Below are 25,936 nucleotides of genomic sequence, written 5' to 3'. Positions count from 1 at the left end.
CAGACCTAGGTCAACATCACGATACCGTGCATCAACACCACGCTAGAGGTCAGTCGGGTTCGCATATCAAAATAGCCATCGGGGCCTTCACTTTGGTTCTCTTCTCTCGTCGACCTTTCCGCCCGCCAAACCGCAATATAGCCGATGATAAGAATCAGGGTAGTGAGAAACTCTTTTTGTTCCCCAAGTAGCACTACTACCCACGCGGCTAGCACAATCACGTTGCTTAGAATCAGCGCCTTGTTGCTCGATTGGCTTTCGAAGTTCTCTATCCCATTGCCCCACAAGATACCCGACAAAAAGCTCAAGATAACCACGCTGTAGGTGATGAAGAGTGTTTCGCCACTCAAGCTAATGAACTGGCTGTCGGTGAGTGATAACAGTAGACCGAACAAAAAGGGGATTAAACCCATATAACCGAGCTTGGCCATGGTGTTGCGTGTTTGAGTTGTCTCCATAAAATCTGACCTCATAAATGCTGTTCGATAGCATTTTTGAGGGTACTACTGGTTGGCGATGTGGAGCTAGGGAAGGTTGCTACCACTTTACCTTCTTTATTGATCAAGAATTTGTAGAAGTTCCACTTGGGTGTGACACCTGCTTGCTGTTGTATTTCTGCAAACACAGGATTGGCGTTACTGCCAGATAATGTGGCTCTCGCCATCATAGGAAAGGTAACTCCGTAGTCGAGGTAACAGATTTTAGCGGACTTCTCTTCGCTTCCTCTATCTTGGCGAAAATCATTACTTGGAAAGCCGACAACCGTGAAGCCTTGGTCTTTATAGGTTTGATGCAATTGCTCGAGTTGTTCGAATTGAGGAGTGAAACCACATTGGCTGGCTGTGTTTACAACCAAAAGAGTTTTGCCTTGAAACTCTTCACACAGCTCTATCTCTTCGTTCGAATTTAGCAACCGTTGTTTGCCGTTGAGTATCTCAGGGCAGCTTGATGCAAAAGCGATAGAGCTCGTTAGGCTTGCAATCAGGGCTGTGGAGCAAAGCAGTGAAGGTTTCATGGGTTTGGCTCATTTTAGTTGGCATAACTATTACTACTCTTGCGCAGCGCGAAATGATCACTTTTCTGGTCATTAACCGTCACTATTTATGAACTAATCAAGTGTCATCGCTGATGAGATACGGATCGACCAAACGACTTATGTTCACCCTTGCGCCAAGGCGAGCGGCTAACAGATACATGCCTCCGATTTTACGGTGTAGGAACAGGGCGTCTGCTGGTGGTGTGTGCCAATACTCTTGTTCCATGCTGAGTATAGTTCCGGCTTCGCGTAGCTTTTGAGCGAGTCCACTGGCTTTAAAATCGTACTCTTCGTCAACCAACATGGGCTCACACGCCATTGTCACTAAGTTGAGAATGGCTTGGCGCTGATCGGGGAGAATCGTCTCGCTAAAGAACCCAATCTGCTCTAGCGCCTTGTTGAGGCCTTGTTCATCGTGATTAATCACAGAGGTAAAGGCCAAACGATAGCCATCACTGAAGCGGTCGCTGTATTCACGGGTTGCTCCAAAATCTAACAGCCCAATCTGGCGCGTGTTTTCAACGTAAAGGTAGTTGGCAAAATTAGGGTCGGTCTGCACCATCTGCAAGTCGAACAACTCCCTGAACATGAGTTCGAGCAAGCTGCGCATGACAAAATCACGAGTACTTTGATCGTAACCTTCTATTTTCTCTATCGAGACGCCTTCAATGAAGTCCATCGCGAGCACTGATTCTGAAGACATTTGAGGGTGAATCTTAGGTACAACGAAGTGAGCGTGTTCTTTCAGTGCATGATAGTAACGAGTCGCGTAGTCAGCCTCGCGAGCATAATCTGCTTCATCATGGAGCTGTTTCTTTGCTTCTTCTAATAAGCTTTTGTAATCGACAGACTTGGGTATCAAACCGACGATGTTAAGCAATGTACCTACGTTGTCCACATCACTGTCGATGCTTTTTCGAATACCGGGATATTGGACTTTGATGGCAAGTTTGTCTCCCGCATCACTGTAGGCTTGGTGAACTTGTCCGATGGACGCACTGGCGATAGGTTTAAAGTTGAAGGAAAGGAATTCGGCTTTCCAGTTGATGCCGAGTGAGCTTTCTAACACTTGGTTGAGCTGCTTTGTTGGCAGTGGGTCGGCGTCTGAGCGAAGGCGAGAAAGAATGTCGGCGAGTTCCGGTTCGAGGACATCGCCCGCGTCCATTGATAACATCTGCCCAAGCTTCATGGCAGCACCGCGCAGGTGGGCGAGTTGATCAGTCAGGCGTGCAATGTTCTGCGGGGTGAGTAATAAGTCTTTTGCTTTAGGCCTGTTGCCTTGTGCGAGTTGCTTGGTACCTTCCGTTATCACATTGCCCGCGACTCTTGTTGCCAGTGAGGCAAACTTGCTGAATCTTGAAATACGATGTGTAGGAAGGTTTCTCTCTTTTGCCGACATAAAGGTTCTCTCTGGGAATCAAGGTTCACTACAAAGTTCTATCAATCATTACACAACCCAATGTTTTGTTGTGGTAACTTGTCTCGCGAAACAGTAAACAGAATTTAAAGGACAAAACATGAAGTTTATTTGGTTAAAAGTCGCGGTTACCGTTTTAGTTTTTGCTGCGTTGTTTGGTGTGGTGTATTACAAAGTTGCGAGTGGTATGTCTTAACCAAGCACTATTTTGTGCAGCTGTTTCCGTTGCAGCGTGACTTTCCGGTTAGCCAGAAAGAGACTTTATATCGGTTCTTGGCAAACCGTAGATAACACCAGTCGGCCATTGGCTTGAACATCGCCCAGCGCAATGGAGCATATAGCCAACCTTTTCCTACTAAGCGCCACGCTTGGTAGGTCACGTCTAAACCCAACAGCAGTTTTCCGTTCTCGTCTAAAGCATGCAAAATGGTATTGGCTGCGTCAGCATCAATCTGAGGGTAGTCTGAAAAGGATTCACTGTAGATATCGATGGTTTGAATCTTATTCTCGGTATCATGCTTGGCAAGTGCCGCCATCTCTTTTGCGCACAATGGACATGTCCCATCGTAGAATATCGTAAGTTGTGTCATCATCTGTTCGCCTATCATTTCACGGGTAAACGTTCAGTTACCCGTCAATTCAACCGCTTGTTATTCAATAATCTAGCAATGGCTACGTTATTGCACCTTTTAAAGATCACTTACCTTGTATCAAAGCTCTAAAAATGTCTGACGTAGACACTTTGTTCATCCTTTCAAGTCCTTGATTGTTTGATCAAATCTCTGGTTTATGGACAAATGATAACAAAGCGTCCAATAAAGGTGTGCCTTCAATATATAAATATCAATCAATTCAATAAGTTGAACTTGGCTTGGAATATGCTCTATCGAACCTACGAATTGCTAAAGGATTTTCTCTAATTTGGGCATGGCAGAAAACCCTAAACGCATAAGTATGGATAAATGGAGAGAGAACATGAAGGTTATAAATTATTTACTTAGTGTGCTTTTGTTGTTTAGTAGCCCCCAGTTGGCATGGGCTACGGTTGATGTTATGGAACTCGACGGTAACGCGACCAGCGATAATAGTGGTATTGATTGGGACGATGTAAATAACCCCAACAGCATGGTCGGGATTGCGGAGTTTTTCCAAAAAGACCGTAACGGTGTGGATCAAATCTTTTGGAAGGGTGGATCAAAAGATGATTCTGACATTACGGATTGGGCATTTCGAAGTGCGTCACCACAACCGAAAGATGACTTTACCAATGCGTATGCCGCTGCCTTTGAAAGCGAAGGTGACTTGCTGATTTACTTTGGTGCAGACCGATATGCGAACAATGGTGATATGTACATTGGCTTCTGGTTCTTACAAGACCAGGTTGGATTGCCGGATGGGAAAACTAAAGGCGACTTTGTTGGGCAACATGTCAATGGAGACATCCTTGTGCTGATTTCATTCCCACAAGCAAGTGGCGGTAATCCGTACATAGAAGTGTTGCAGTGGGATTTGAATAATGGTGATGTCACCGACAACATGACGAGAATTTTCCAAACTGACGGTGACCCTAAATCGAATGATTTTGTGGGGGCAAGATGTGGCAGTGGCGCAGTCGGCGTCGAGAAGATCTGTGCGATTTCAAATGATGATTCTATCGGCGCAATTGCTCTACCCAATGTACAAGGTTGGGACTATCTAGCTAAAACGGGTGAAACAACCTCTATTCCAACCGAGAGCTTTGTGGAAGGTCGATTAAACTTGTCAGCTCTGTTGAATGATGAGTTTGGTATTGAGGATATTCCTTGTTTCAGTAGTTTCTTAGTGGAGTCTCGAGCTTCTCGTTCGATTGATGCATCTTTGGCTGACTTCGTTGTCGGTTCATTCAGTTTATGTAGCATCAATATAGCGGCGACTTGTAACACAACCAGCTTTACGGTTGATGGCATGTTCAACATCGATTACACCGTGACGGTAACCAATACCGGCCCTGGTTCGTTAGGCACCAATGGTGATTACGAAGTGGCCTTTTTATCTGAGTCACCAATCTTAGGTGCGCTTCCTGTCGTGGGTAACGGTGATGAAGTGTGGAGTGTCGGGGAGTCATTCGCAATCATGGGGAATTATCTGTCTGTAAATAACGGTGCCGTCGGCGTGATAGATGGTGCGGTGGATCTTGATGGGCTTATCGTGAATGCTCAAGCGCCAGTGGCTTACAATTGTCCACCAATAGACTTGAGCCCGATGGTTGAGATTTCTAAGGTGTGTAATAGCTTCTTAGAGGTTGATGGCGGCCAAGTTGTGCTTAAGAAAACCTATGATGTTGAAATATGTAATACCGGTGATATCCCATTGGCTATTGAATCGCTGGTGGATTCTAAGGATGACTCTTTGAGCCGTTCTGATTTACCTACTGAAGTAGTCAACAGCAGTTATTACCTCGACTTTGCTTTACCTTGTGATGATCTTGAGGATGTGACCACATGTGGTGCTGGCAATATGTGTAGTGCATTAAGTGCCGACCCTGAGCTGTTTGCTTGTAAAACGGGTGAAGGAGAGTGGATACCGAACTTCGGTGATGCGATTGGCCAAGTGTGTACACAAGTAAGCAAAACTTATGCGCCAAATGTGTTACCAACCGGAACCACAGGAATGCTATCTAATCAAGTGACAGCAACGTTTGACTCGTTGTTCTTGCAACAAGCATTTATGGAAACATCGAACATTGCAACCTGTGATGTTTGTCCATTTACTGTACCTGAGCCTTAAGTACTCTCATTAATTGAGTACAACTAAACTCTAAAGCAGCCTAGTTCGTTAGGCTGCTTTATTAGTTGATTAGTTAGCTTAGCTTGGCTAGCTAGGCGACTTAAATTACTATCTGATGTTTTTTTATCAGCTTGTATAAGGTTGTCCGAGAAATAGACAACGCTTTGGCAGATTGGGAAATATTGTAGTGGTGTTGCTGAATCACTCGACGAACATTTTTTGAAGAAAGTCGAGTATCATTTTCTGCGTCGGGCGACGCGTCTTTCAATTGAATCCCCATATGACGAGTAGAGAGGGCGCTTGAATTAGAAAGAACAATCGCCCTTTTTATGCAGTTGAATAACTCTCTGACATTGCCCGGCCAATGGTACTGTTTCATTTGCTCAAGGGTGTCACTAGGCAGTTTGGTTTTGGATGCGTAATTGTGCTTCAGTTCAAATCGAACCAAATCTTCAATGTCTTCCTTGTGATCATTGAGTGGCACTAGGTCCAATGGAAGTACATTGATCCGATGAAAGAGGTCTTTTCTAAATTTACCCGCAGCAACGGCTTGTTCGATATTGACGTTGGTGGCGAAAATCACACGGCAATCCACGGGTAATTGATTGTTACTGCCTAATCGCTCTATCAAGTTATTTTCTAGAAAGTGGAGTAAGTAGGTTTGCAGCGACAGTTCAAGGTCGCCGATCTCATCCAAAAATAGTGTGCCACCATTCGCTCTTTCCACGTGTCCGACGTAGCGTTTGTTTGCTCCCGTGAACGAGCCTTTTTCAAAGCCAAATAACTCTGAGTGAATCAAGGATTGTGGAATTGCGCCACAATTTACAGCGATGAAAGGTTTCTGACTGCGGACTGAGGCTTCATGTATCAAACGTGCGCATAGGCTTTTTCCTGTACCGGTTTCCCCTTGAATCAGCACTGGGAAATCGTTGTTAGCGATCTTAGCTATTTTCTTTTTAAGGTGTTGGATGGTGCTGGATTGCCCCACCAATTGATAGTCAGGGCACGAGACAGGCTTAGGGTTAGTTTGCTTGGTATCTACCATGCCATACGCATGTCCCAAATTTCGACAAAGCCATTCTGTATCAATAGGGAGGTGGTAATAATCCCAAAAGGTTTGCTTAATGAGCGATAAGTTGCGGCTTGGTGGTTGGTTGCAGATAGCGATTGCTTTTAAACTTGGAGAGTGAGCCTTCAGCGTTGATATTTGCTCACATTGTTTGTCTATTGAGGATGATGCTAGACAAGAAACCACAATTGGTGCGTAGCTGTCGCTGCGTTTATCGAGTAAGTGAATGGCCTGTTCGGTCGTTTCTGCAACTTGAGCTTCCCAGTTATGGAGACGCAGTTCTCCCACCCACTGATTATGGTGCGGGCATGCGGTGTTGCATAACAAAATCACAGAACGAGTTATTGGCTCAGGTGATACTCTTTTTGATGGCATTGTGCTCACTCTTCATGTTTCGATATCCATGATGAAACCTTCAGTAAGCCCCCTAAATATTCCATAAGCTTAGGAGCAAAATTCGAATAATTCGAGTACATAAACCTAAGAACGTTGAGCAAGCAAGTGGCAGTATTTTAAGCGGGAAAGCCAATCTGGTGCTTTACTTACTGATATTTATGCTTATTAATTAAAGGTGTTCACGAATATCGTGTTTTTTCTGTTTTGTTTATTGATGATCACACAGTAAACTCGGCGCTAGTCACTAACGATAAAGAGCTGATATTGATGATAATTAACGTAGCAAAAAAGTTCATTTTGGCAGCTTCTGCGCTGGTGCTAGGTGGTTGTGTTAGCTATAGCGTTACTGAACAAGAAATGACGAACTACCTTCAAGATTCTGTGATGTTAGAGCAAGAAGTCGGTGTGCAAAACGTTATGAATGCGCAAGTGGCTGTCGATGACTTAGCGGTGAAAATTGGCCGAGCTGATGCCGAGCGCGTGTCTGTTCTGGCGAATACCAATGCACAAGTTCAGGTGTTTAACTTGCCGAATATGAGGTTGGATCTTGATATCGAGTTCAGTGCGATTCCTGAATATGACAAAGAGAGTGGCGAGATTTATTTGAAATCACTGCGTTTAGAGCGCTTTGAAGAAAAAGATAAACAACTGTCGCCTGAGGTCGCCAAACTACTTAAGCCTGCCGTTTCTATGATTGGCTTTGCTTTGTCCCAGTCACCGGTTTACAAACTGGACAGCAATAAGGTTCAAGAGTCATTGATCAAGTCATCGGAACCTAATCTAGTGATTAAAGACAACAAGCTGGTCATCGAGCTATTCGATTAACCATTAGCATTTAGCTTAGACTTAGGTTTAAAACACAATGGCTGCCGATTTGGTGGCCATTTTTGTTTGCGTTGAACAAGTAATGCTTCTGTTTTTGGGCTGTCTATTAAGCTTGTTTTCTCAGGCCCATTTATTGAATTCGCTGCGTATCTAACCTTTACTTTATTCTTGTGAGCAAGTCATCGCTTCAGTCATCAAATCATAAGAAAGAAAAGGTGAGCGAACTATGAAGAATCCAGTGATAGCGGATACCAAGCCAGTCAAAGTGGAGCTAACCGAAGGGGAGGAGTATTACTTCTGTACCTGTGGTAAATCGAAAAACCAACCTTACTGCGACGGCTCTCATGCAGGAACCGGCTTCAAACCGAAGAGTTTCGTGGCCGAGGAAAACGGCGACGCTTACCTGTGCCGCTGTAAGTATTCAAACAATCTCCCTTTTTGTGATGGCACCCATAAACAGTTTACGGCCGAGCAAGTGGGTCAAGAAGGCCCCGATATTCATATCCAAGCAGCAACGCCCGATCTCTCGCCAGCAGCTTCTGCAACCAAAGAAGAACCCACGGTTGAGTTCATTCATCAATTAGCACGAGATGGTTTATCTAAGGTCGGGCATCACGGTCCAATGACCTCAATGGGCGTGCCTAGGTACTTGTTACCTCACTGGGACGATATTCAAGTGATGGTTGCACAAATGGCGACTAAGCCTTTGTTGGAGAATGTGCCAGTCGGTACTGAGCTTATTATTGGGCCAAAAGCGAAAAAGCCGCTTAAATTGAACATCTCCTTGTTTGTATCTGACATGAGTTTTGGGTCTTTGTCTGAAGAGGCGAAAGTGTCCTTGGCGACGGGCGCGGAGCTTGCGGGAACGGGGATCTGCTCGGGAGAGGGCGGAATGTTGCCCGAAGAGCAAGCCGCGAATTCTCGCTACTTTTATGAATTAGCTAGCGCACAATTTGGTTACGACGAATCTAAGCTCAAAAACGTTCAAGCCTTCCATTTTAAAGGCGGGCAAGGTGCCAAAACCGGAACAGGCGGTCACCTACCGGGGGTGAAAAACATTGGCAAGATAGCAGAGGTGCGCGGCATTGAAGCGGGTACAGCGGCGATTTCTCCACCCACCTTTGTTGATCTAAAAACGGTCGAAGATTTCAAAAAGTTCGCCGACCGAGTTCGAGAAGTGACGGGCGGAATCCCAATTGGCTTCAAGTTGAGTGCCAATCATATTGAAGAGGATATTCAGTTCGCACTCGATGCCAGTGCCGATTACATCATTTTGGATGGTCGAGGCGGTGGTACTGGGGCGGCGCCAGAAATGTTCCGTGACCATATTAGTGTGCCCACCATTCCAGCACTTGCTCGTGCCAGAGCTTATTTAGACAAGCAAGGTGCAAGTGACAGAGTCACCTTAATCATTACCGGTGGACTTCGTGTTCCGATGGACTTTGTAAAAGCGATGGCGCTTGGCGCAGATGGTGTCGCCATCTCAAACAGTGCCATGCAGTCGATAGGGTGTGTTGCTGCCCGAATGTGTAACACCAACAATTGCCCGGCGGGTATCGCGACTCAAAAAGCCGATTTACGCCAACGGTTAAATGTCGAAAAGGCATCGAACCAATTGAAAAACTTCTTCGAAGCCTCGACTGAGTTGATGCAAGTGATGTCGAGAGCGTGCGGCCATGATCATTTGAATCAGTTTAACCCTCACGATCTGGCAACGTGGAATCGTGAAATGGCGGAGCTATCGGGTGTTGCCTATTCGGGTGTCAGTCCATTGAATCAATCTAAGTAGATAACACCTCAATAAAGCACACCCTTTGCATTTTGGGTGTGCTCATTTTTGTCTGTGTAATGAAAATCTATATTTAACCTTTCGTAATCACCTGTTTTATGAGTGTTTTTAAATCACTTTCTATTTTTTGAAAATACCTCTTTACCTCAAGTTAGCTTGAGGTTTTATCATCCTCCTCAATCTAAAAATACAATCTATCACCTTGTCGCCTAGTACAGGTTTTGATGTTATCAAACAGAAGTTACGAATCTTCAGTTATGAACTTTGAGCTCCGTAATTGAAATCATGAATGCATAAAGGTGAGAAAAATGAACAAGGATCAACAATGAGAGTATTAGCGATTGGCGCGACCAACAGTAAAGCATCGATTAACCAACAATTAGCAGCGTACACCGCAAGTTTAGTCGAGGGCGCGCAAGTAGAGGTGCTCGATCTCAATGATTTCGAGATGCCCATTTACAGTGAAGACAGAGAAAAAGAGTCTGGCGTTCATCAACACGCGCAGCGTTTTTTTAGCAAGATTGGCGAAGCAGATGCTGTGGTCATCTCTTTTGCAGAATACAACGGTTCATATACTGCAGCCTTTAAGAATGTGTTTGACTGGACATCACGAATCGACATGAAAGTGTACCAAGGCAAACCTGTTGTGATGCTCTCCACATCACCAGGCCCAGGTGGCGCAAGCTCTGTGTTGTCGTCTGCGGTAAATTCGGCACCTTACTTTGATGCTGATGTGAAGGGGTCGATGTCAGTGCCGAGTTTCTACGACAACTTTAATGTAGAAACCGGTGAGATCATCAATTCCGAAATGGCGGAGAATTTGAAATCGATCATGAGTCAGATTTAGAAATCGAATGACATCTGATTCAACAAAGCAATTGTGATCGTGGCTGATTTTCGTTGAGCTCTCTGTCAAAGTTTAAGGTCAATCATTGGTGAGAGCTGGAATAGGCCGCTATTCTAAAGTTAAAGTAAGCTTTAAATATTTATGATCTCAAGGATAGTGTAACAATGAGAAACATTGTATATCTCACCATAGGCCAGTTGGCAGAACGTAGCGGCGTGGCTCCTTCTGCCTTACGTTTTTACGAAACCAAGGGGTTGATTGCTTCGATTCGCACTAATGGAAATCAACGCCGTTATCAGTCGGCGATGTTGAGACGAATAGCGTTGATACAAGTGGCGCAGTCGATAGGTTTCACGCTGGAAGAGATTACCGAAGAGTTATCTACCTTACCTATGAACCATACCGCGACTAAGCGAGATTGGGAGCGAGTTGCGAAGAAGTGGCAAGGACAACTCGACAGCAAAATGGCGCAGATTAAATCGCTACAAGAAAACCTAACCGGCTGTATCGGTTGCGGTTGTTTGAGCATGCAGAAATGCCACTTGTTGAACCCTGAAGATATTCTGCATGACCAAGGGCAGGGCGCACAACGGATCGTTGAGTAGCCCTGACTTAAGGTTCCCTATTTGAGATCGTCGAATCCAATGCACTCAATCTGATGGTCAGCTAGCCACTGTTTTAGCTCTGGGCTAGTGAGAAGCTGATGCTCTTCGATGCGTTTATCACTGTAGCTTGATAGGGACTTAAGCTGTTCACTTGCCACTGATGAAGGGTGGCACATTAACTCAAGCACACCGTCAGGCATCATAGCTTGGTAGCTCAGTAATAAATCTTGCAGGCCATTCAGCGATACGCCTTCGTCAAAGAAACGCATGTCGAAAGCATCTGGTGTTGGCACTCGCAGTGCATCTTGGCCACTTAGGATGTTATCGATTCGTCTAACTGGGAGACCAATGTGATTCACTGTGCGCGTAAACGCCGCTTTGAGAGGTTTAAATACGCCCCCAAAATGATGGCTATCGATATGGTTGATCTTTAAACCTGCATTGATAGCCGCTTGATATTGCGCGTTGAGCTCGAGCATCACCTCATCTTCATTCACATCTGATTTATCGAATAGGGTGACGTTGCAAAAGAAGTGGCCGTGTTCGTCGACTAAGCTCGGAACCTGCTCTGGTGGCGTCAGTGGTTTGCCTGCGGTGACCGTAAAGTGCAAGCCTACTTCCGGAACCAAACCTTGGTGATAAAGCTCAATGGCGTGTTGGGTTCCAGGTTGGTTCATCATGATGGTGGTTGACTTCACTACGCCTGCTTTGAAGCACTCAACAATGCCATGATTTACCGTTTCAGTGAGGCCGAAATCATCGGCGTTCAGTATTAGTTTCATCGTGACCTCTGGTAACTAAAATGGATTGTGAACAACTTGAATTAATCTAATTTCGATTGAGTTAATGTACATAAGGTTACTGCTCACTTTGTGCTAATCGATGAGCAAACGCAGGCATGAAGTCTAAGTTCTCTCGAATCGTTTCTAATAACGCCTCATCAATGTGTGAGCCGCTATCAACAATAGGATTAAGGATCAAAGCGCGTTTAGCTAATGCAATATCCCCTGTCATCGCGGCCTTCACTGTTAAGGTTTCAAACTCTTTCATTTGTTGGATTAGGCGTAACGTATCGCTATCAAAAGGTTCGACATTCAATGGAAGGATCGCGCTGTTAGTAATAACTGAGCTGATTTCTACCGCGCAGTCATCAGGAAGCCCTTGAATCGCGCCATTATTGCGAGTGTTAACGTGCATGATAGAACGCTTGTTGTTGTGAATACTGCTCATTAGTTCACAAGCTGCTTCAGAATAATGGGCACCACCTCGTTCTTCTAATAATTTCGGTTTGGTATCCAGCATCGGGTCTCTGTATATTTCGAGCAATTGTTGTTCAACTTTTGCAACCAAGTCGGCGCGATTTTCGCTCTTTTCAGACGCCGCAAATTCTTTGTCTAGAATATCTCGTGATTGGTAGTAGTAACGTAGGTAAGCACACGGCACCAGGTTCAATGAGCGAATCAACTCAGCATCCCATTCAAAGGGTGGGATGTTTTTAGGCATCATTTGGTCATTGCCTCCGAGGAGTTGGTCTATCACTTCTTGGAGCTTGTCTTCGCCGTTATGAAGTACTTTTCGGGCCCACACTAGGTGATTCAAACCTGCGATTTGCATGGTGATGTCTTCGCGTACAGCGCCAAGCATTTTTGCTGCTCCGCGCTCCATGTTCACGGGGATATTGCACAAGCCGACCGTCTTGATGGTTGAGTGCTTAATCAAGGCCTCGGTCACCATACCTGATGGATTGGTAAAGTTGAGCAGCCACGCATTGGGGCAAAGTGCTTCCATCTCTTTGGCGATCTTTAATGCAATTGGTATGGTTCGACAAGCATTAGAGAAACCACCCAATCCGTTAGTTTCTTGCCCTATCATGCGATACTTTAATGCAATTCTTTCATCACGTAGCCTTGCTTCTAATCGACCGGCCCTAAATTGAGAACAGACAAAATTCGCGTCCACAAGCGCTGCTTTTCGGTCTGTCGTGAGGTGCACTGTGATGTCACAGTTCGCTTTTCTAATCATTCGCTGCGTCAAATCTGCAATCACTTGGGCTTTTTCCATACCTTCTTCGATATCGACAAGCCAAAGGTCAGAAATAGGTAATTCGTGATAGCGTTTTAGTAAGCCTTCGATCAGCTCAGGGGTGTAACTTGATCCACCACCAATGACCGCAACTTTGAGTTTTTGTGCTTGCTTCATTTGACTCACCATTATTATGTAGATTACATGGTTTAATCTATATGATGAGTCAGTACGTCTACAAACCAGTATTGATGATTTATGAATTAGTGGGGTTAATCTATGGGCCTGTTTGAAAATCGCCAACAAACATTGTCGTTGTTGCACACCTTCAGTGTGGCGGCTAAACATTTAAGCTTCACCCTTGCCGCCGATGAACTATTTTTGACTCAAGGTGGAGTCAGTCATCGCATCAAGAAACTTGAGCAGCAGCTTAAATTTAATCTGTTTGTGCGTAAAACAAGAAAGCTAGAATTGACCCCAGAAGGACAACGCGTTCTCTCGATGCTGAGTGTCTCATTCGAATCTATTTTCTCTGAACTGATGGACATTCAAACTGGAGAGCTAAGTGGGGAGTTGTACATCGCGACATCGCCTTATTTTGCTTCTTCGTGGTTAATGCCACGCTTGCCAGAATTCAGACGCTTGTATCCGAATCTAAGCATCAAATTACAAACCAAACAGAACCAATCTGACTTTCAGTTTGAACCTTATGACGTGGCAATTTTCTACAGCGAGGGTCACTATCCGAATCATTATAGTGAGCGACTATTTTCAGGAATTAGAACGCCTGTATGCAGTCCTGAATACGCGAAGAGGTTCAATCTTGAGAAGGGCTTGCAACAATTGGATAGTGTGCAGTTTATTCATAGTGGAGACGTGACGGCTTGGCAGCGTTGGTTGGAAGCGGCTCAAAGTGAGGTTGATTGTACTCTAAAGTGTGATTACTACAGTGACAACCGTATAGCGATGGACGCGGCAAGGTTATCGATGGGTGTAGCACTAGGAAGACTCGAGTTTGCGACAACTCAAATTGAACAGGGTGGGTTGGTTGCTCCTTTTATGAGTATTGAGTCGGGTAAAGGTTACGATCTTGTATGTCCGAAAGGGATGGAGCAACGGACTAAGTTTCAAGTGTTTACTCAATGGGTTAAGCAGCAGTTATGACAGAATAGCATGCCTAGACAAAAGCGAATTTAAGGTCTAGTTTGGGTGGTTCTTTCTTTCAATAAAAAGAGGTGAGTTATGTTCAGCCATGTTTTTCTCGGAACCGAAGATATTGAACGTGCGAAGTCGTTCTATGATCCAATTATGAAGATGCTTGGTTACAACGAAGGCTCAATCGATCCTAAAGGGCGTTGTGTTTACGTGAGCAAAACGGGTGTACTAGGTTTAACCAAACCGATTGATGGTCAGCCAGCGACTTATGGCAATGGTATGACGGTAGGATTCTTGGCAAGTTCACCAGAAATGGTGGATGAATGGCATCGCATCGGCGTCGAAAATGGTGGTACTAGCATTGAAGGTGGCCCCGGAGCGAGAGGTTCTGACGAGCGTCGCTTGTACATGGCTTATTTGCGAGACCCTGATGGAAACAAGATTTGTGCAACTCACTTTATGCCATAGTTTACGTTATTCCACAGTTCACTTTATATCATAGTTAACTTTATGCCACAGTGGCGTATAATTAAGTCATGTTGATTGTTCAGGGTTAGTTTATGATGCTCTGAACTAACACGTTATTTTAAAGACTGGCTGACTATTGCAAAGGACTTGCTAGATGAAACCGAATGAACTGTTTTATGAAAGCTTTGAGCGTTGCCGGATTGATCAAGAATTCTTGGAAAGCTTTCTGGCAGATTTCTGCGAGCATAACCCAAGGTTTTCAGAACGTTTTGAAAAGATAGGGTTAGAGCAGCAAACTAAGATGCTTAAGGCCTCGATCATTCTTATTTATAATTCCTCTGGTCTGCCAAGTGTGCGGAACTCGGTCAAGAAACTGGGGAAAAGGCACAAAGATTTGGGGTTGGACATTTCAGAAATTGAATTAAACGAATGGTTTAATTCGCTGCTCAATACGGTTAAAAAGTACGATCCTCATTATGATGAGAACGTAGAACGAGCTTGGGCAGAAACGCTGGATGCTGGTCTAACGATCATGAAAAAAGAGTGTGTTGAAAAATAAGATAAGCTTCGCATAACAACACGAGGTTTATCTTATTTTTAAAATGATGGCTTTTAATTCATTGCCCTAAATGGTTTTTATTCAGGGTAATGAATATGTTGGCTTAAAAGGTAAAGCCGGCTTGTACACCCCAAACTGAGTCCTTGGTATACCAACTGCTTTCACTGCCGATCTCATATCCATCAAACCCTACACGAGTCAACAGCTTGGAGTTGCCAAACAATGGTTTTGATGACTTGTACTCTGCGCCGATACCGTAAGTTAAGCCAAAATTACCATGAGAACCTTTATGAACTTCATTTCCTTTGCTAGAGCTATACACCAACTTTGTATCTGAGTGTGAATAGAAAGCACCAAACTTGCCCAAAATAGCAAAATTTTCACTGAAACTGTGTTTGTACACAGGCGTCAATGAGAGCGTTAAGGTGTCGAACTCTTGCTTTCGTTGTACTGTCTCGTTGTTGCTGTAATCAACGTAACTGTCTTTGTCATCGACGCTGGTAATAAACAATGTTGATTCTACATACCAGTTACTTTGTGCGATCTGGCTGCCCAGTGTGAACTGACCACCGACATCACCACTATCCATACCAACACCGCCCAAAACATACATTTCATTTGCTGCAATCGCTGAAGTTGACGTAATGCCCGTAACTGATGCAGTCGTAAGCGCCGCTAAGACTAATTTTTTCATTTTATTCTCTAAGGTTCGTAAATTTCGGGAGAGGATTCTAGCGACATTTTTAAAATAAAAAACACTGTTCAAATAAGATGTGAAGGATTAAAGAAAGATTAAAAAGGTAAAGAGGGCGGTTTTGTTATTAGAGTCTAAATATTAGATTTTTTTAGATGTGTTGAATGTTTTGATGATGATGTTTAGTGGTTGATTATTAATGATTTTTTGGTTTGGTTTGCTCGTTTTTATTGCATTGATTTTAAGCTCTAGCAATTGATCCATCGCTAGAGCTTAGTACCGTTGGAATACACACTTTAATCTAAATTAAATTCTTTAAATCAAATGCGACTTCAATAGTGTTCTATCAGTGTGTGATAAGTGTTTTAAAAGTGAGCAGCCCACCCAACAAGGAAGCCTTGTGAAGCGGTATCGTATTCAAAGGTACCTTTGTTTTCGTAATCAACCCAAGTGGATTTATACGCCAGATTTAAATCCGACCAGTCGTTAATTTGATAGCGAGCGCCGGTTAATATGGAGCTAGTAAAATCGGTATCAGCACCAAGGCCGATATCTAAGCTGGTGTGCACTGTCCAATCTTTACTGAGTTCTTTGGTCCAGCGAATACCAACAAGGTAATCGATCCAGTCTTCATTTAAAGACCGAGAGTTGATTGTTGTACCATCGTTTTTATAAAGCCTTGAGTCAATATCATTGTCCCACCAACGTATACCCACCATATAATCAATCATGCCGATATCGTATTGATAGCGTTTAAAGCCTTTCGCTTCTAAAACCCCCTGCCTTATATCGAGCTTACCGTTAAGGATTCCCGCATTGCCGATTACTGAGTCAGATTTGCCACTTAGTTTCATGTAGCTGTAGTCGAAATAGTAACCCCACTGATTGTCATAAATGCCCTCTAATCGCAGCATTGCACCCATATCAATATGATCCATGATGAACGCAGGATCAACATCGACATCTGTGGATATTTTTCCAATCGTACTATCACCACGAATATTTAAAGCAAGCGCATAAATTTCTATGCTGTGTTGCCACTTTTTCGTGTCCGATTGTGAACTTGCTTCTTGTGCATTTACGGTTGAACTCGCAGCCAACACTGATGCGATTAGGTAATGCCATTTAGCCATATTGATATCCTTATCTGGTTTGAAGAGTGCACACTATAAATGTATGTATTAATTAGCCATTTTCTATATATGCAACTTGTATATTGCTGATTGTAGACTATGTTTTTTAAAAAGAGCCAAATTTAAAGAGTGGGAATATGAAGCTACAAAGTGTTTTCTTGTTGGTAGCGGTTTTAGGCTTAACGCCTATTGCGTTGTCTTACGGCTACGCCCCCGTTATTTCTATGGATTATCTTTTCGGAATTGATGCTAGTTCTATCAACGTGACTCATATTTTTCGAGCCGTGATGGGGCTGTATTTGGCACTGGCTCTGTTTTGGGTTAGTGGCGCATTGATAAAAAAGTATCGACTGCCAGCGCTTTATAGCTTGGTGGTTTTTATGTTGGGTTTGGCTGCAGGCCGAGTGATTAGTTTAGTCTTAGATGGAATGCCGCACTGGCTGCTTTTTGTCTATCTAATTTTAGAGCTTGGCTTTGGTTTGGTCGGAATAAAAATGATTCACAAAGAACAATCTGAAACAATATAAGGACATTATATGAAAGGGATTTTTCACCTTCTTACCTTGAGCGTGTTGAGTAGCTTTTCGCTATCGGCATGGTCGGCACAAGAACAACCTAATATCTTCGTCATTTTCACCGATGATATTGGCATCTCAAACCTGAGCGCTTATCACAATGGCGTGATGAGTAGCGAAACACCAAACATCGATAGTATTGCTGAGAAGGGAATGCTTCTGACAGACTACTATGCGCAGCCATCTTGTACCGCGGGTCGTTCTGCTTTCTTAACCGGGCAATTACCAGTTAGAACCGGAATGCACTCTGTTGGGTTACCTGGCGGTCCCGTTGGTTTAAGTGCGGATACGCCAACGCTTCCAGAGATGCTCAAAACGATGGGGTATGTGACTGGGCAATTTGGTAAAAACCACCTTGGTGATAGAGATGAATTTTTACCGACAATGCACGGTTTTGATGAGTATTGGGGTTGGCTGTATCACTTGAATGCGATGGAATATACCGAAGATCCAGATTGGCCAAAAGATGGATCTTTGGATGCCTTTGCACCTCGTAATGTTATTTACGCGAAATCAGATGGCAAAGGTGGTCAAACGATCGAAGACGATGGTGCATTGTCGATTGAGCGTATGCGTACACTCGACGACGAAGTAAATAAGCATGCTATCAACTTCATTGAACGAGCCGTAGAAGCGGATAAACCATTCTTTACTTGGTACTGCCCTTCTCGTGGCCATGTATGGACGCACCTTTCTCCTGAATATGAAGCGATGCTTGGCCAAAACGGTTGGGGGCTGCAAGAAGTGGTCATGAAAGATCTTGATGACCACGTCGGGGAAATGATGGCGAAAATGGAAGAGTTAGGCATTGCCGATAACACCATTATCATTTTCACTGCAGACAACGGCCCTGAGATCATGACTTGGCCTGATGGCGGCATGACGCCTTTCCACGGTGAAAAAGGTACCACTTGGGAAGGTGGCGTAAGAGCGCCTGCACTGGTGAGCTGGCCGGGTAAAATCCCTGCGGGTAGCGTAGGTAATGGCATCTTTGATGGTATGGACTGGTTACCAACACTGGTTGCTGCGGCTGGTGGTCCAACGGATCTAAAAGAGAAAATGCTGAAAGGTCACGATGGCTTTAAAGCGCACCTTGATGGTTACAACCAAGTGGACATGCTGACAGAGAAAGGCGAGTCAAACCGTAAAGAGATTTACTACTACGAACGAGACAAGCTGCAAGCGGTTCGTATTGGTGATTGGAAGGCGCACTTTGTGGTCCAAAACCATGGCTGGAGTGGTCCGAAAGAGGAGTTAAACGCACCGTTACTCTTTAACTTACGTCGTGACCCATATGAGCGAGCGGCAGAAGAGTCGGGTATGTACCTGAAATGGATGGGGCAGAAAATGTGGGCATTTGGTCCTGCACAAGCTGCTGTTCAACAACATCTAGCAACCTTCCAAGAGTGGCCCCCAGTGACACCAGATTTACCAGCTGAGAAAACAGGTGGTGTGGGTAACTAATACGCAATTGTTTCAAGTGATTGGGACAGTAAAGGCTGAGTAGAAATACAAAATCCCGTTGGAGACTCTAATCGTCGCCAACGGGATTTTTCTTTTCCGTACTCACGCTACTATTTTGTTTCTACTTTGAACGAGTTTACTTAATCTTCAGCGTGGTATTGCGCTCTATAAATTGAACAGGAACCATTAATTTTACTAAGCTGGTGTCTTGTTCTTGAATTTGGTTAACCACAATTTTCACTGATTCACGCGCAAGGCGTCTAAAATCCTGCTTGAAGGTGGTCAATTGGTAGTTGAGCCATTGAGTCTGCGGGATATCATCAAAACCAATCACTTGCAGGTCTTCTGGGATACGAAGCCCAAACTCTAAACGAGCTACATCCATTACCGCCATCGCAAGGTTATCTGTCGCACAAAACACCGCTTGCGGATGCGTTGCTTCGTTGAACATGTCGCGGATGATCTCTAACGAATCAAGGTAGTCGTAATCAGCTTCAATAACTCGAGCCTGTTTGCCTGTTAAGTCTTCAAATTCTGTGCAGAAACCGACTTGGCGCTCGCCATTAGTAAACGTTGGCACATTACCCGTCACATAAGTCGCAGTCTTGATACCAAGTTTATGAAAGTGTTGCGCTGCAAATTGCCCTGCCGCGTAGTTATCACTCACAACATGGCTACTCTTCGTCCCTTCAACAACACGCGCGAACTGAACGATAGGGATGTCAAACTCTTCACACTCTTCATAAAGTGACTTATTGAATGTCGCAGAAGCAGCAATCACACCATCAACACGATATTGGAAAATATTCGGAATCGAGTGGATGTCGTTACCGTCAACTTGCCAAGGGATAAGCACAGCAGAATAGCCCTGTTTTTGTAACTCAGTAGAGATGAGTTGCAGGGTTTTCATGTGAATTGGGTAATCAGCATCAGGGAAGACCAAACCAATCAACTTAGATTCATTTGTCGTTAGGCTACGAGCAAAGGCATTCGGTCGATAGTTGAGTGCTTTTGCGGCTTCGAATACTTTCTGCTTGGTCTTTTCAGACACCGAACTGCCCGGAACAAATACACGAGAAACGGTAGATTGAGAAACGCCAGCCAGCTTAGCGACATCTTTTGAAGTAACGGTTGGTTTTGACGCCGTGGAGTGTTTTGGAGAGCTCATAGAAGATACTTTTGAACTAAATTGACAGTACACAGAGTACCATAATTAGGTACGTATTCAAAAATACAATATGTCATGATGGGATGAAAAATAAGGGTTAATAGAGAATGTTGGATATTATTCTGGGTATGACCCAAAAAAGCTCTGCATTAAGAACAGAGCTTTGTTTAGCGAATTTATGACTCGATTAACTGGGTGTTAGAAGTAGTAACGGATACCCGCAGCGAATTGGTCATCGCTGTTTTCGTAATGGTTACCTACGGACTTGTCGTTGCCATTATCGAATTGGTATTCAGTCCATACTAAGAACTTGTTCTTCTTAAAGTGGTATTCAAGGCCAGGGATAATCAACTGACGATCGTAGCCATTAGCGTTGTCGTCTGTGTCCGTTAAGTAGTTAACGTTAAAGGTTGGACGCAGACCGTTTTCAAAGTGGTAGTAAGTGAAGAATTCAGCACCACGGTGGTCGTAAAATTCGGCTTTGCTGGTGGTTTCCCAATTTGAGCCTTGGCTGTAAGTGAAACCAACGAATAGGCCATTATTGGTGTAGTTCACACCCAATAAACCAATACGTTGTGTATCGCCATCTTTGATGTTTTTAACGCCAGCATCGACATCATCGAATTCATTCTGATGGTAAGCCAAACCAATCGTTAGGCCGTCCATAACCGTGTATAGGGTTGATGCGCCCAAACCATTTTTCAGTGTTGCGGTTAAACCATCCGCAAGGCCAACATCTTCACGAGTTGTCTGATAAGTGAAGCCGTACTTCCAGTTATCGCTGATGTTGTTGCGGTAAGTAATCGAGTTCTCTGCACGGCCTGTACCAGAAGCAATACCCCAGTCAGAAAGGTTGTAGTAACCAGAACCTCGTGAACCAAATACACGACCCATATCGGTAAACCAAGCTACATCGTAGAAGGTAGACCACTGCTTAGTACCTGCAGCGATCTTGCCGTATTTCTCGTGCTCTACACCTGCGTATAGAAGTCGGTCGTAAATATTGTCGCCGTTAGCACCTGAGTTGTAACCCCATTCGGCATGGCCAAAGCCAGTCCAGTCGTTGTCTAAACCCATTTGACCTTTAAGGCCGAAACGAGAACTACCACTGTTCCATTCGCCGTTATGGTCGCCGCCTTTGTCTTGGTAACGAACGTCAAAACGGCCATCTAAAGTAAGGCTATCGCCCGCGTCATTGGTAAAAGTGTGTGCAGCAAAAGCTGAACCTGATGTAAGTGCCGTCAGGATCACTGCAGAAAGTATCGACTTGTTCATTGTTGTTCTCTTTATTCAGGCCGTAGAAAGCCACCGTGCTTTCAAGCCCGTTATTAGTATTGGTTTGGCAGGATGTACCCCATCCATGAGGCACTATTTGATTCAATTATTGGTGGAGCAATTATTGATTGGTGAAGCAATTGATTGGTGGAACATTGATTAGTTGGTGGAGCACTTACTAGGCGCGAGAAGGAACGCCTAGCAAGTCATAGCAACCCAAATTAGATGTCGGCTTGGGTTGCTATTGTTTGGTTTCTATCTTTTGGCTTTTATCGCTAGGATTAAGGCGTTTTTATTAAAGCACCTGTATTAAAGCATTAGGATTACAGCGTTGGGTTCATGATAGATGAAGTGCGTTCGAACACGTCTAGACCTTGCTGCTGTAGCCAGTAAGGAAGGTCAATAAGAACCCAGTTTTCAGACAGCTTGTCACCGTCACGGTAGTAAACGTCAACCACTTGCATGTTTGCGCGTACTTCGCCGCCAGTCATACCTAGGAAGCCACCTGTAGGGGTGTTTGATAGGTTTGGCCAACCGAAGAAACAAGAGAAGTTACCTTCAGCGAAACGACAAACATGACCGTTGAATTTCTTGTCTTTCAGGTTGTTACGGAAAGGAAGTTGGTGCTGTTGTTGGTAACGAGGAATCGTGTAAGACGCGCCGATACCACAAGGGCCGTACCAAATCATGTCTTTTGACCAGCTCTTCGCTAGCACTTCTGGTGGGCAACCCATTGCGCCACTGTCGTTAAGTGCAGAAAGGTCATCTACCATCTTGTTCACTAGAGCTAGTGTCGCAACGCCTTCTTCTGGAGCCGCATCTTCAAACAACAGACCATCGTGGTTACGTGGGCCAGGGTAAACGAAGTGCTTACCTGTTGATGGTGGAAGTGGGTAGCAGCCCGCTTGGTCCATCATGCCTAGTAGATCTAGGAACAGGCCAGTTTTTGTGATTTTGCCGTCAACAACACAGTTAAATTCTGCATAGCGAACGTTCATGATCTTGCCAGTAGGGCGCATGCCTAGGTATTCAGCGTCGAATAGACCCATGAAGTGACCCATGCTCATTACCCAAATTTCATCTGGGTTAACTTCGTTGTTACCGCCGATGAAGATATCTTGACGACGCTGCATGCGTGTCATTGATTTCATCATTGGTGCCCAGAATACGTCAGCCGCTGCTTGTGCGCCTTCTTGCTCACGGAATGGGTAAACACCACGCCACAAGTAATCTTCAGAAGTGTGTGCTTTTAAAACTTCAGCCACGTTCTCGTGAGTTGCGTTTTCGATAGCGTCAAAGTAATCGCGAACAATGCGTTTAGCTTCTTGATATTTAGACATAGTAAATTCTCTTTTTTGTTGTCGAGCCAACATTCGGAACAGGACTCGATTTGGATTTTGTTACCGGCTGATTTCTCAGCCGGATTGATGTTTATTTCGTGTCTTTAGAGGTTTTCAACTTTTAGAGGTTTCAACTAAAGGGGATTAAGCTTTTGCTGTTTCCGCTTTTTTGCTCTTGTCGAAAATGCCGCCTTTCAATGTTTCTGGTAGAGAGAGCCACAGTAGACCAGCCAGAATCCATACGATTGGTGAACCCCACATTGCTGTTGCTAGGTCTGAACGCTCTTGGATGAATACCAACACCATTGGAGCCCACATGCCGATGATACGACCACCGTGGAACAGCGCTGCACCGAAGCTACGTAAGTGAGCTGGGAACAATTCAGAGAAGTAACCACCCCATACCGCTGAAGCAGACAAACCGAAGTTGTAGATAAGGCCTAGGATAGCCAGCATGTTTAGGCTGCCGATCATCACGTCGCTTGGTGCCACGAAGAATACTGAAGCCATTACACCCGCAAGGATGAAACCAAACGCGTTCACTTTACGACCGTATTTGTCAGCGATTGCACCCCATACCCAAGCACCGAATAGCGAACCGAATGCAGAGATAGAGAAGATGATACCGATAGTCGCACCGTCGAATTGACGCACGTCTTTTAGGTACGTTGTCACAAAACCAGAGAAGAATTGGTAACCGTAGAAATTAAGACCAGCCAGCAATAGACAAGTAATCGTTAGCTTGCGGTATGGTGCGCTTAGCATTTCACCCCAAGAACCTTTCTTCGCTGGTTTATTCGATGCTTCAGCAGCGGCTTGCTCTTCTTCACCGTAGGCGATCACTTTCTTGTCGCTAGGTAGGATGAAGATCATTAATGCAGCAGCAACGAGAGGAGGAATACCACCGACCCACATTAGGCTCTGCCAAGGCGCATCAACACTAGAGATGAATGCTGCATACGCGCCCATTGCCATTAGAGCCACAGAGAACATAGAAGAGGCGAATGCCGTCAACTTGCCGCGAACTGATGGCGTGAATAGGCCGATCATCAAGCTCACAGCTACTGTGAAGTAACCACCTAAAGAAATACCGATGATGAAACGCATTGCTGCCCACATTGCGTAATCAGTAAACATCATATTGATGATGGTTGCGCCACCGTTCAGTGCAGTGATGACAATAAGAGTCGATTTCTTACCAAAGTTTGATGCCACCCATGCACAGCTTAAGGCACCAATAAGTGCGCCAACCGACTGCCATGTATAGAACTGAGCGGTATCCGCTAAGTTAATACCATCATACGCATCAACGATGTATGGGCGTACGTAGTCAATAATTACAAAGTTATAACAATAGAAAAAATAGCCAACTAGAATTGCAAGATAAGCAGCTACCCTTTGAATCATAGGAACTTCGCTCATGTGTTTTTTAGTAGTCATGACCGATAAACCTTTATTTTTTATAGGGTGTTTTTAGTTTCGATTATTGTGTGGCGGTTATTGAATATCACCACACCATCTTCATTTCGGGAGAGATAATAGAATTTTTGTGGTTATTAGATCCGTGATCAAAGTCAATTTTAAAATGAGTGCGTACCCATTTTGTGCATTTTAGTGATCTTGATCTCATTAGATCGTTGTTTTGGGACTTTTTGAGCATTTAGAGTGTTTAATCATCTATCTTAGTGACAACACTCACACTTACTGTGGGTTTTTGAGGGAAAATATCGATTTTTGAGTACTATTGGCGGCGAATGAATTGCGAAATATAATAAACGGAATCTAAAAATGGTTACGTACTCAAGTTTTGTGGTTATTGCTTTATATGTACTAACTACATTATTTATCAGTTACTTAGTGAATAAGCGTTATAGCGTTGGTGGCGATTTTTCAACGGGCGGAAAACAATTTGGTTGGTTTACGGCAGGTGTGTCGATTCTTGCAACCTACATCAGCGCGATGACGTTCGTGGGCATGCCGGGTTGGGTTTATAGCTCAGGCATGGAAGCAATGAGCGTCCATTTGAATTACCCAATAGTGATCTTTTTCGCTGTGGTTTTCTTTGTCCCGGTGTTTTACAAACTCGGCCTGACTTCGATTTATGAATACCTAGAGCACCGCTTTGGCGTTGTTGCTCGCACGATCAACTCAATCGTGTTTATTGTGGTTCAGTGTATTTCGGCTGGGGTAATTTTGTATGCAGTTGCACTGATCTTGGTGCAAGTGTTGCCGGTGAGTATCTCCGAGGCGATCATCTACATCAGCTTATTTACGGCTTTGTATACCTATGCGGGCGGTATTTCGACCGTCATATGGACAGACATGCTGCAATCGGCGGTGTTGATCATCGGCAGTATTGCTATTTTTGCCTTATTGCTAATGAAGATTGATGCGGGCGAGGTGTTGTCTCCTGAACACCTGAATATCATCAACCTCGATTTCGACTTGGGTGTTGATACCACCTTGTGGGCGGGTGTGGTGGCCGTGAGTTTCTTACATCTGAGTGTGTACGGCACTAACCAATTGATTATTCAAAGAACATTGGCAACAAAAAACGTTGAAACGGCACAGAAATCGATGCTGATTTGTGGTTACGGCGCCTTCTTTATCTACCTGTTTTTCTCTGTAATGGGCGTTCTTCTGAGTGTCTTTTATCAAGACCAAAGCTTTGAAAACAGCAATGAAGTGATTCTCGATTTTGTATTCAATCATACCAACCCAATCATTGTTGGACTGGTGATTTCAGCTCTGTCGGCAGCGGCAATGTCGACCTTGGATTCAACCTATAACTCAATGGCAACGGTCGCAACGTTCGATTTCTACAAGCGCTTTTTCCGTAAAAAAGCCTCTGATGCACACTATGAATCGGTGGCAAGAAAAATGAGCCTTGTCGCGGCGGCTTCGGTTGTTGTGCCCGCTTTATTGGCCGTTTCAAATGAATCAGTGCTCAAGACTATCGCTAGCCTGACTTCCATTTTTGTCGGTATTCGTCTTGGCTCTTTCATCTTGGGTTTGTTCTTTAAACGAGCTAACGAGAGCGGCGTAATTGCGGGCAGTATTGGCAGTGTGGTTGTGGTGTTCATTGCAAAATACTATGGCATATCTTGGCCTTGGTTCGCCTTAATCGGCACTGTGGTTTTCTTAGTGCTAGGTGTTGTCGTTAGCCATTTCTATGGGCAAGTAACTGAACAACAAAACGAATTTATCGCCAAGCAAAAACACTTGTTTGCAAAACCTACGGCGAGTCATTACGGCTTGCTAGTGTTCGCTGTCGTCACGATTGCGGCTTGTACTGTTATTCCTGATTGGCTTTATGCCGCTCTTTCTTAATGA

The 25,936-nt window shown here is 44.4% G+C and carries 24 protein-coding genes; 11 read left to right on the top strand and 13 right to left on the bottom strand.

Going from position 1 to position 25,936, the window contains the following annotated elements:
• Positions 1–5 precede the first annotated feature (5 nt).
• The 4 genes from L3V33_RS15185 to L3V33_RS15170 form a co-directional block, all read right to left on the bottom strand.
• Positions 6–473, bottom strand: coding sequence for a DUF3429 domain-containing protein (locus L3V33_RS15185; protein WP_237290753.1), 468 nt, complete (start codon positions 471–473; stop codon positions 6–8).
• Positions 470–1,015, bottom strand: a complete 546-nt coding sequence (locus L3V33_RS15180; RefSeq protein ID WP_237290752.1) for a glutathione peroxidase — start codon at positions 1,013–1,015, stop codon at positions 470–472. The genes L3V33_RS15185 and L3V33_RS15180 overlap by 4 nt, the downstream gene beginning before the upstream one ends.
• A 97-nt stretch (positions 1,016–1,112) precedes the next feature.
• A complete protein-coding gene (locus L3V33_RS15175; RefSeq protein WP_237290751.1) occupies positions 1,113–2,435 on the bottom strand; it encodes an AarF/ABC1/UbiB kinase family protein in 1,323 nt (440 codons plus the stop codon).
• Positions 2,436–2,656: 221 nt separating this feature from the next.
• Positions 2,657–3,043 (bottom strand): DUF393 domain-containing protein, encoded by a 387-nt coding sequence (locus L3V33_RS15170; protein WP_237290823.1) that lies wholly within the window; start codon positions 3,041–3,043, stop codon positions 2,657–2,659.
• A gap of 385 nt (positions 3,044–3,428) precedes the next feature.
• Here L3V33_RS15170 and L3V33_RS15165 point away from each other — a divergent pair, with 385 nt between their 5' ends.
• Complete coding sequence (locus tag L3V33_RS15165; protein ID WP_065205623.1) at positions 3,429–5,219, top strand: hypothetical protein; 1,791 nt, start codon at positions 3,429–3,431, stop codon at positions 5,217–5,219.
• A gap of 100 nt (positions 5,220–5,319) precedes the next feature.
• Here the strand turns inward: L3V33_RS15165 and L3V33_RS15160 are convergent, their stop codons facing one another.
• Complete coding sequence (locus tag L3V33_RS15160) at positions 5,320–6,663, bottom strand: sigma-54 dependent transcriptional regulator (RefSeq protein WP_237290750.1); 1,344 nt, start codon at positions 6,661–6,663, stop codon at positions 5,320–5,322.
• A 288-nt stretch (positions 6,664–6,951) separates the two neighbouring features.
• Between L3V33_RS15160 and L3V33_RS15155 the strand changes: the two genes are divergently transcribed.
• From L3V33_RS15155 to soxR, 4 genes are all read left to right on the top strand, one after another.
• The gene (locus L3V33_RS15155; protein ID WP_237290749.1) at positions 6,952–7,509 is read left to right on the top strand and encodes a DUF1439 domain-containing protein; all 558 of its coding nucleotides are present in this window, start codon (positions 6,952–6,954) and stop codon (positions 7,507–7,509) included.
• A 226-nt stretch (positions 7,510–7,735) separates the two neighbouring features.
• Positions 7,736–9,298, top strand: a complete 1,563-nt coding sequence (locus L3V33_RS15150; RefSeq protein WP_237290748.1) for a glutamate synthase-related protein — start codon at positions 7,736–7,738, stop codon at positions 9,296–9,298.
• 325 nt (positions 9,299–9,623) lie between these two features.
• Positions 9,624–10,145 carry an NAD(P)H-dependent oxidoreductase gene (locus tag L3V33_RS15145; RefSeq protein ID WP_237290747.1) on the top strand — a complete coding sequence of 174 codons (522 nt, stop codon included), beginning with the start codon at positions 9,624–9,626 and terminating at the stop codon, positions 10,143–10,145.
• A 164-nt stretch (positions 10,146–10,309) separates the two neighbouring features.
• Entirely contained in the window at positions 10,310–10,750 is a 441-nt protein-coding gene (gene soxR / locus L3V33_RS15140) for a redox-sensitive transcriptional activator SoxR (RefSeq protein ID WP_004736387.1), read from the top strand.
• 17 nt (positions 10,751–10,767) lie between these two features.
• Here soxR and L3V33_RS15135 read toward each other — a convergent pair whose 3' ends face one another.
• Positions 10,768–11,532 carry a carbohydrate deacetylase gene (locus tag L3V33_RS15135; protein ID WP_171329268.1) on the bottom strand — a complete coding sequence of 255 codons (765 nt, stop codon included), beginning with the start codon at positions 11,530–11,532 and terminating at the stop codon, positions 10,768–10,770.
• A 76-nt stretch (positions 11,533–11,608) separates the two neighbouring features.
• Positions 11,609–12,949: a 6-phospho-beta-glucosidase gene (locus tag L3V33_RS15130; protein WP_237290746.1), complete on the bottom strand. Its 1,341-nt coding sequence runs from the start codon at positions 12,947–12,949 to the stop codon at positions 11,609–11,611.
• Positions 12,950–13,051: 102 nt separating this feature from the next.
• On the opposite strand from L3V33_RS15130, the gene L3V33_RS15125 reads away from it, so the two are divergent.
• The 3 genes from L3V33_RS15125 to L3V33_RS15115 all read left to right on the top strand — a co-directional run bounded on the left by L3V33_RS15125 (position 13,052) and on the right by L3V33_RS15115 (position 14,954).
• Positions 13,052–13,936 (top strand): LysR substrate-binding domain-containing protein, encoded by an 885-nt coding sequence (locus tag L3V33_RS15125; protein ID WP_054546742.1) that lies wholly within the window; start codon positions 13,052–13,054, stop codon positions 13,934–13,936.
• Between the two features lie 78 nt (positions 13,937–14,014).
• Positions 14,015–14,395, top strand: coding sequence for a VOC family protein (locus L3V33_RS15120; RefSeq protein WP_016768512.1), 381 nt, complete (start codon positions 14,015–14,017; stop codon positions 14,393–14,395).
• Between the two features lie 154 nt (positions 14,396–14,549).
• Positions 14,550–14,954: a globin gene (locus L3V33_RS15115; protein WP_010439685.1), complete on the top strand. Its 405-nt coding sequence runs from the start codon at positions 14,550–14,552 to the stop codon at positions 14,952–14,954.
• Positions 14,955–15,057: 103 nt separating this feature from the next.
• Here the strand turns inward: L3V33_RS15115 and L3V33_RS15110 are convergent, their stop codons facing one another.
• Positions 15,058–15,648, bottom strand: a complete 591-nt coding sequence (locus L3V33_RS15110; RefSeq protein WP_237290745.1) for a hypothetical protein — start codon at positions 15,646–15,648, stop codon at positions 15,058–15,060.
• Positions 15,649–16,013: 365 nt separating this feature from the next.
• Positions 16,014–16,781: a hypothetical protein gene (locus tag L3V33_RS15105; RefSeq protein WP_017073531.1), complete on the bottom strand. Its 768-nt coding sequence runs from the start codon at positions 16,779–16,781 to the stop codon at positions 16,014–16,016.
• Between the two features lie 137 nt (positions 16,782–16,918).
• Between L3V33_RS15105 and L3V33_RS15100 the strand changes: the two genes are divergently transcribed.
• Both L3V33_RS15100 and L3V33_RS15095 read left to right on the top strand, forming a co-directional pair.
• Positions 16,919–17,308 (top strand): DUF4345 domain-containing protein, encoded by a 390-nt coding sequence (locus L3V33_RS15100; RefSeq protein WP_016768515.1) that lies wholly within the window; start codon positions 16,919–16,921, stop codon positions 17,306–17,308.
• Between the two features lie 9 nt (positions 17,309–17,317).
• Positions 17,318–18,820, top strand: coding sequence for an arylsulfatase (locus tag L3V33_RS15095; protein WP_016785700.1), 1,503 nt, complete (start codon positions 17,318–17,320; stop codon positions 18,818–18,820).
• A gap of 136 nt (positions 18,821–18,956) precedes the next feature.
• Here the strand turns inward: L3V33_RS15095 and L3V33_RS15090 are convergent, their stop codons facing one another.
• The 4 genes from L3V33_RS15090 to L3V33_RS15075 all read right to left on the bottom strand — a co-directional run bounded on the left by L3V33_RS15090 (position 18,957) and on the right by L3V33_RS15075 (position 24,043).
• Entirely contained in the window at positions 18,957–19,988 is a 1,032-nt protein-coding gene (locus L3V33_RS15090; protein ID WP_016768517.1) for a LacI family DNA-binding transcriptional regulator, read from the bottom strand.
• Positions 19,989–20,186: 198 nt separating this feature from the next.
• Positions 20,187–21,263: a porin gene (locus L3V33_RS15085; protein ID WP_237290744.1), complete on the bottom strand. Its 1,077-nt coding sequence runs from the start codon at positions 21,261–21,263 to the stop codon at positions 20,187–20,189.
• A gap of 323 nt (positions 21,264–21,586) precedes the next feature.
• Positions 21,587–22,603: a nuclear transport factor 2 family protein gene (locus tag L3V33_RS15080; RefSeq protein ID WP_004736372.1), complete on the bottom strand. Its 1,017-nt coding sequence runs from the start codon at positions 22,601–22,603 to the stop codon at positions 21,587–21,589.
• 144 nt (positions 22,604–22,747) lie between these two features.
• Positions 22,748–24,043, bottom strand: coding sequence for an MFS transporter (locus L3V33_RS15075; RefSeq protein ID WP_017073526.1), 1,296 nt, complete (start codon positions 24,041–24,043; stop codon positions 22,748–22,750).
• A 348-nt stretch (positions 24,044–24,391) separates the two neighbouring features.
• Here L3V33_RS15075 and L3V33_RS15070 point away from each other — a divergent pair, with 348 nt between their 5' ends.
• Positions 24,392–25,933 (top strand): sodium/solute symporter, encoded by a 1,542-nt coding sequence (locus L3V33_RS15070; RefSeq protein ID WP_237290743.1) that lies wholly within the window; start codon positions 24,392–24,394, stop codon positions 25,931–25,933.
• The last annotated feature ends 3 nt before the right edge of the window (positions 25,934–25,936 follow it).

Source organism: Vibrio sp. A2-1, assembly GCF_021728355.1.
Taxonomy (GTDB): Bacteria; Pseudomonadota; Gammaproteobacteria; order Enterobacterales; family Vibrionaceae; genus Vibrio; species Vibrio splendidus_K.
The sequence above is the reverse complement of the archived record's forward strand: the minus strand, read 5'-3'. Positions and strand labels throughout refer to the sequence as shown.

Excerpts from the sequence above, each read along its gene's own strand:
- L3V33_RS15145 (WP_237290747.1), top strand. The coding sequence starts at position 9,624 with ATGAGAGTATTAGCGATTGGCGCGACCAACAGTAAAGCATCGATTAAC.
- L3V33_RS15185 (WP_237290753.1), bottom strand. The coding sequence starts at position 473 with ATGAGGTCAGATTTTATGGAGACAACTCAAACACGCAACACCATGGCC.
- L3V33_RS15100 (WP_016768515.1), top strand. The coding sequence starts at position 16,919 with ATGAAGCTACAAAGTGTTTTCTTGTTGGTAGCGGTTTTAGGCTTAACG.
- L3V33_RS15070 (WP_237290743.1), top strand. The coding sequence starts at position 24,392 with ATGGTTACGTACTCAAGTTTTGTGGTTATTGCTTTATATGTACTAACT.
- L3V33_RS15085 (WP_237290744.1), bottom strand. The coding sequence starts at position 21,263 with ATGAACAAGTCGATACTTTCTGCAGTGATCCTGACGGCACTTACATCA.
- L3V33_RS15150 (WP_237290748.1), top strand. The coding sequence starts at position 7,736 with ATGAAGAATCCAGTGATAGCGGATACCAAGCCAGTCAAAGTGGAGCTA.
- L3V33_RS15120 (WP_016768512.1), top strand. The coding sequence starts at position 14,015 with ATGTTCAGCCATGTTTTTCTCGGAACCGAAGATATTGAACGTGCGAAG.
- L3V33_RS15155 (WP_237290749.1), top strand. The coding sequence starts at position 6,952 with ATGATAATTAACGTAGCAAAAAAGTTCATTTTGGCAGCTTCTGCGCTG.
- L3V33_RS15125 (WP_054546742.1), top strand. The coding sequence starts at position 13,052 with ATGGGCCTGTTTGAAAATCGCCAACAAACATTGTCGTTGTTGCACACC.
- L3V33_RS15090 (WP_016768517.1), bottom strand. The coding sequence starts at position 19,988 with ATGAGCTCTCCAAAACACTCCACGGCGTCAAAACCAACCGTTACTTCA.
- L3V33_RS15075 (WP_017073526.1), bottom strand. The coding sequence starts at position 24,043 with ATGACTACTAAAAAACACATGAGCGAAGTTCCTATGATTCAAAGGGTA.
- L3V33_RS15130 (WP_237290746.1), bottom strand. The coding sequence starts at position 12,949 with ATGAAGCAAGCACAAAAACTCAAAGTTGCGGTCATTGGTGGTGGATCA.
- L3V33_RS15080 (WP_004736372.1), bottom strand. The coding sequence starts at position 22,603 with ATGTCTAAATATCAAGAAGCTAAACGCATTGTTCGCGATTACTTTGAC.
- L3V33_RS15135 (WP_171329268.1), bottom strand. The coding sequence starts at position 11,532 with ATGAAACTAATACTGAACGCCGATGATTTCGGCCTCACTGAAACGGTA.
- L3V33_RS15095 (WP_016785700.1), top strand. The coding sequence starts at position 17,318 with ATGAAAGGGATTTTTCACCTTCTTACCTTGAGCGTGTTGAGTAGCTTT.
- L3V33_RS15160 (WP_237290750.1), bottom strand. The coding sequence starts at position 6,663 with ATGCCATCAAAAAGAGTATCACCTGAGCCAATAACTCGTTCTGTGATT.
- L3V33_RS15180 (WP_237290752.1), bottom strand. The coding sequence starts at position 1,015 with ATGAAACCTTCACTGCTTTGCTCCACAGCCCTGATTGCAAGCCTAACG.
- L3V33_RS15170 (WP_237290823.1), bottom strand. The coding sequence starts at position 3,043 with ATGACACAACTTACGATATTCTACGATGGGACATGTCCATTGTGCGCA.
- L3V33_RS15110 (WP_237290745.1), bottom strand. The coding sequence starts at position 15,648 with ATGAAAAAATTAGTCTTAGCGGCGCTTACGACTGCATCAGTTACGGGC.
- soxR (WP_004736387.1), top strand. The coding sequence starts at position 10,310 with ATGAGAAACATTGTATATCTCACCATAGGCCAGTTGGCAGAACGTAGC.
- L3V33_RS15105 (WP_017073531.1), bottom strand. The coding sequence starts at position 16,781 with ATGGCTAAATGGCATTACCTAATCGCATCAGTGTTGGCTGCGAGTTCA.
- L3V33_RS15175 (WP_237290751.1), bottom strand. The coding sequence starts at position 2,435 with ATGTCGGCAAAAGAGAGAAACCTTCCTACACATCGTATTTCAAGATTC.
- L3V33_RS15165 (WP_065205623.1), top strand. The coding sequence starts at position 3,429 with ATGAAGGTTATAAATTATTTACTTAGTGTGCTTTTGTTGTTTAGTAGC.
- L3V33_RS15115 (WP_010439685.1), top strand. The coding sequence starts at position 14,550 with ATGAAACCGAATGAACTGTTTTATGAAAGCTTTGAGCGTTGCCGGATT.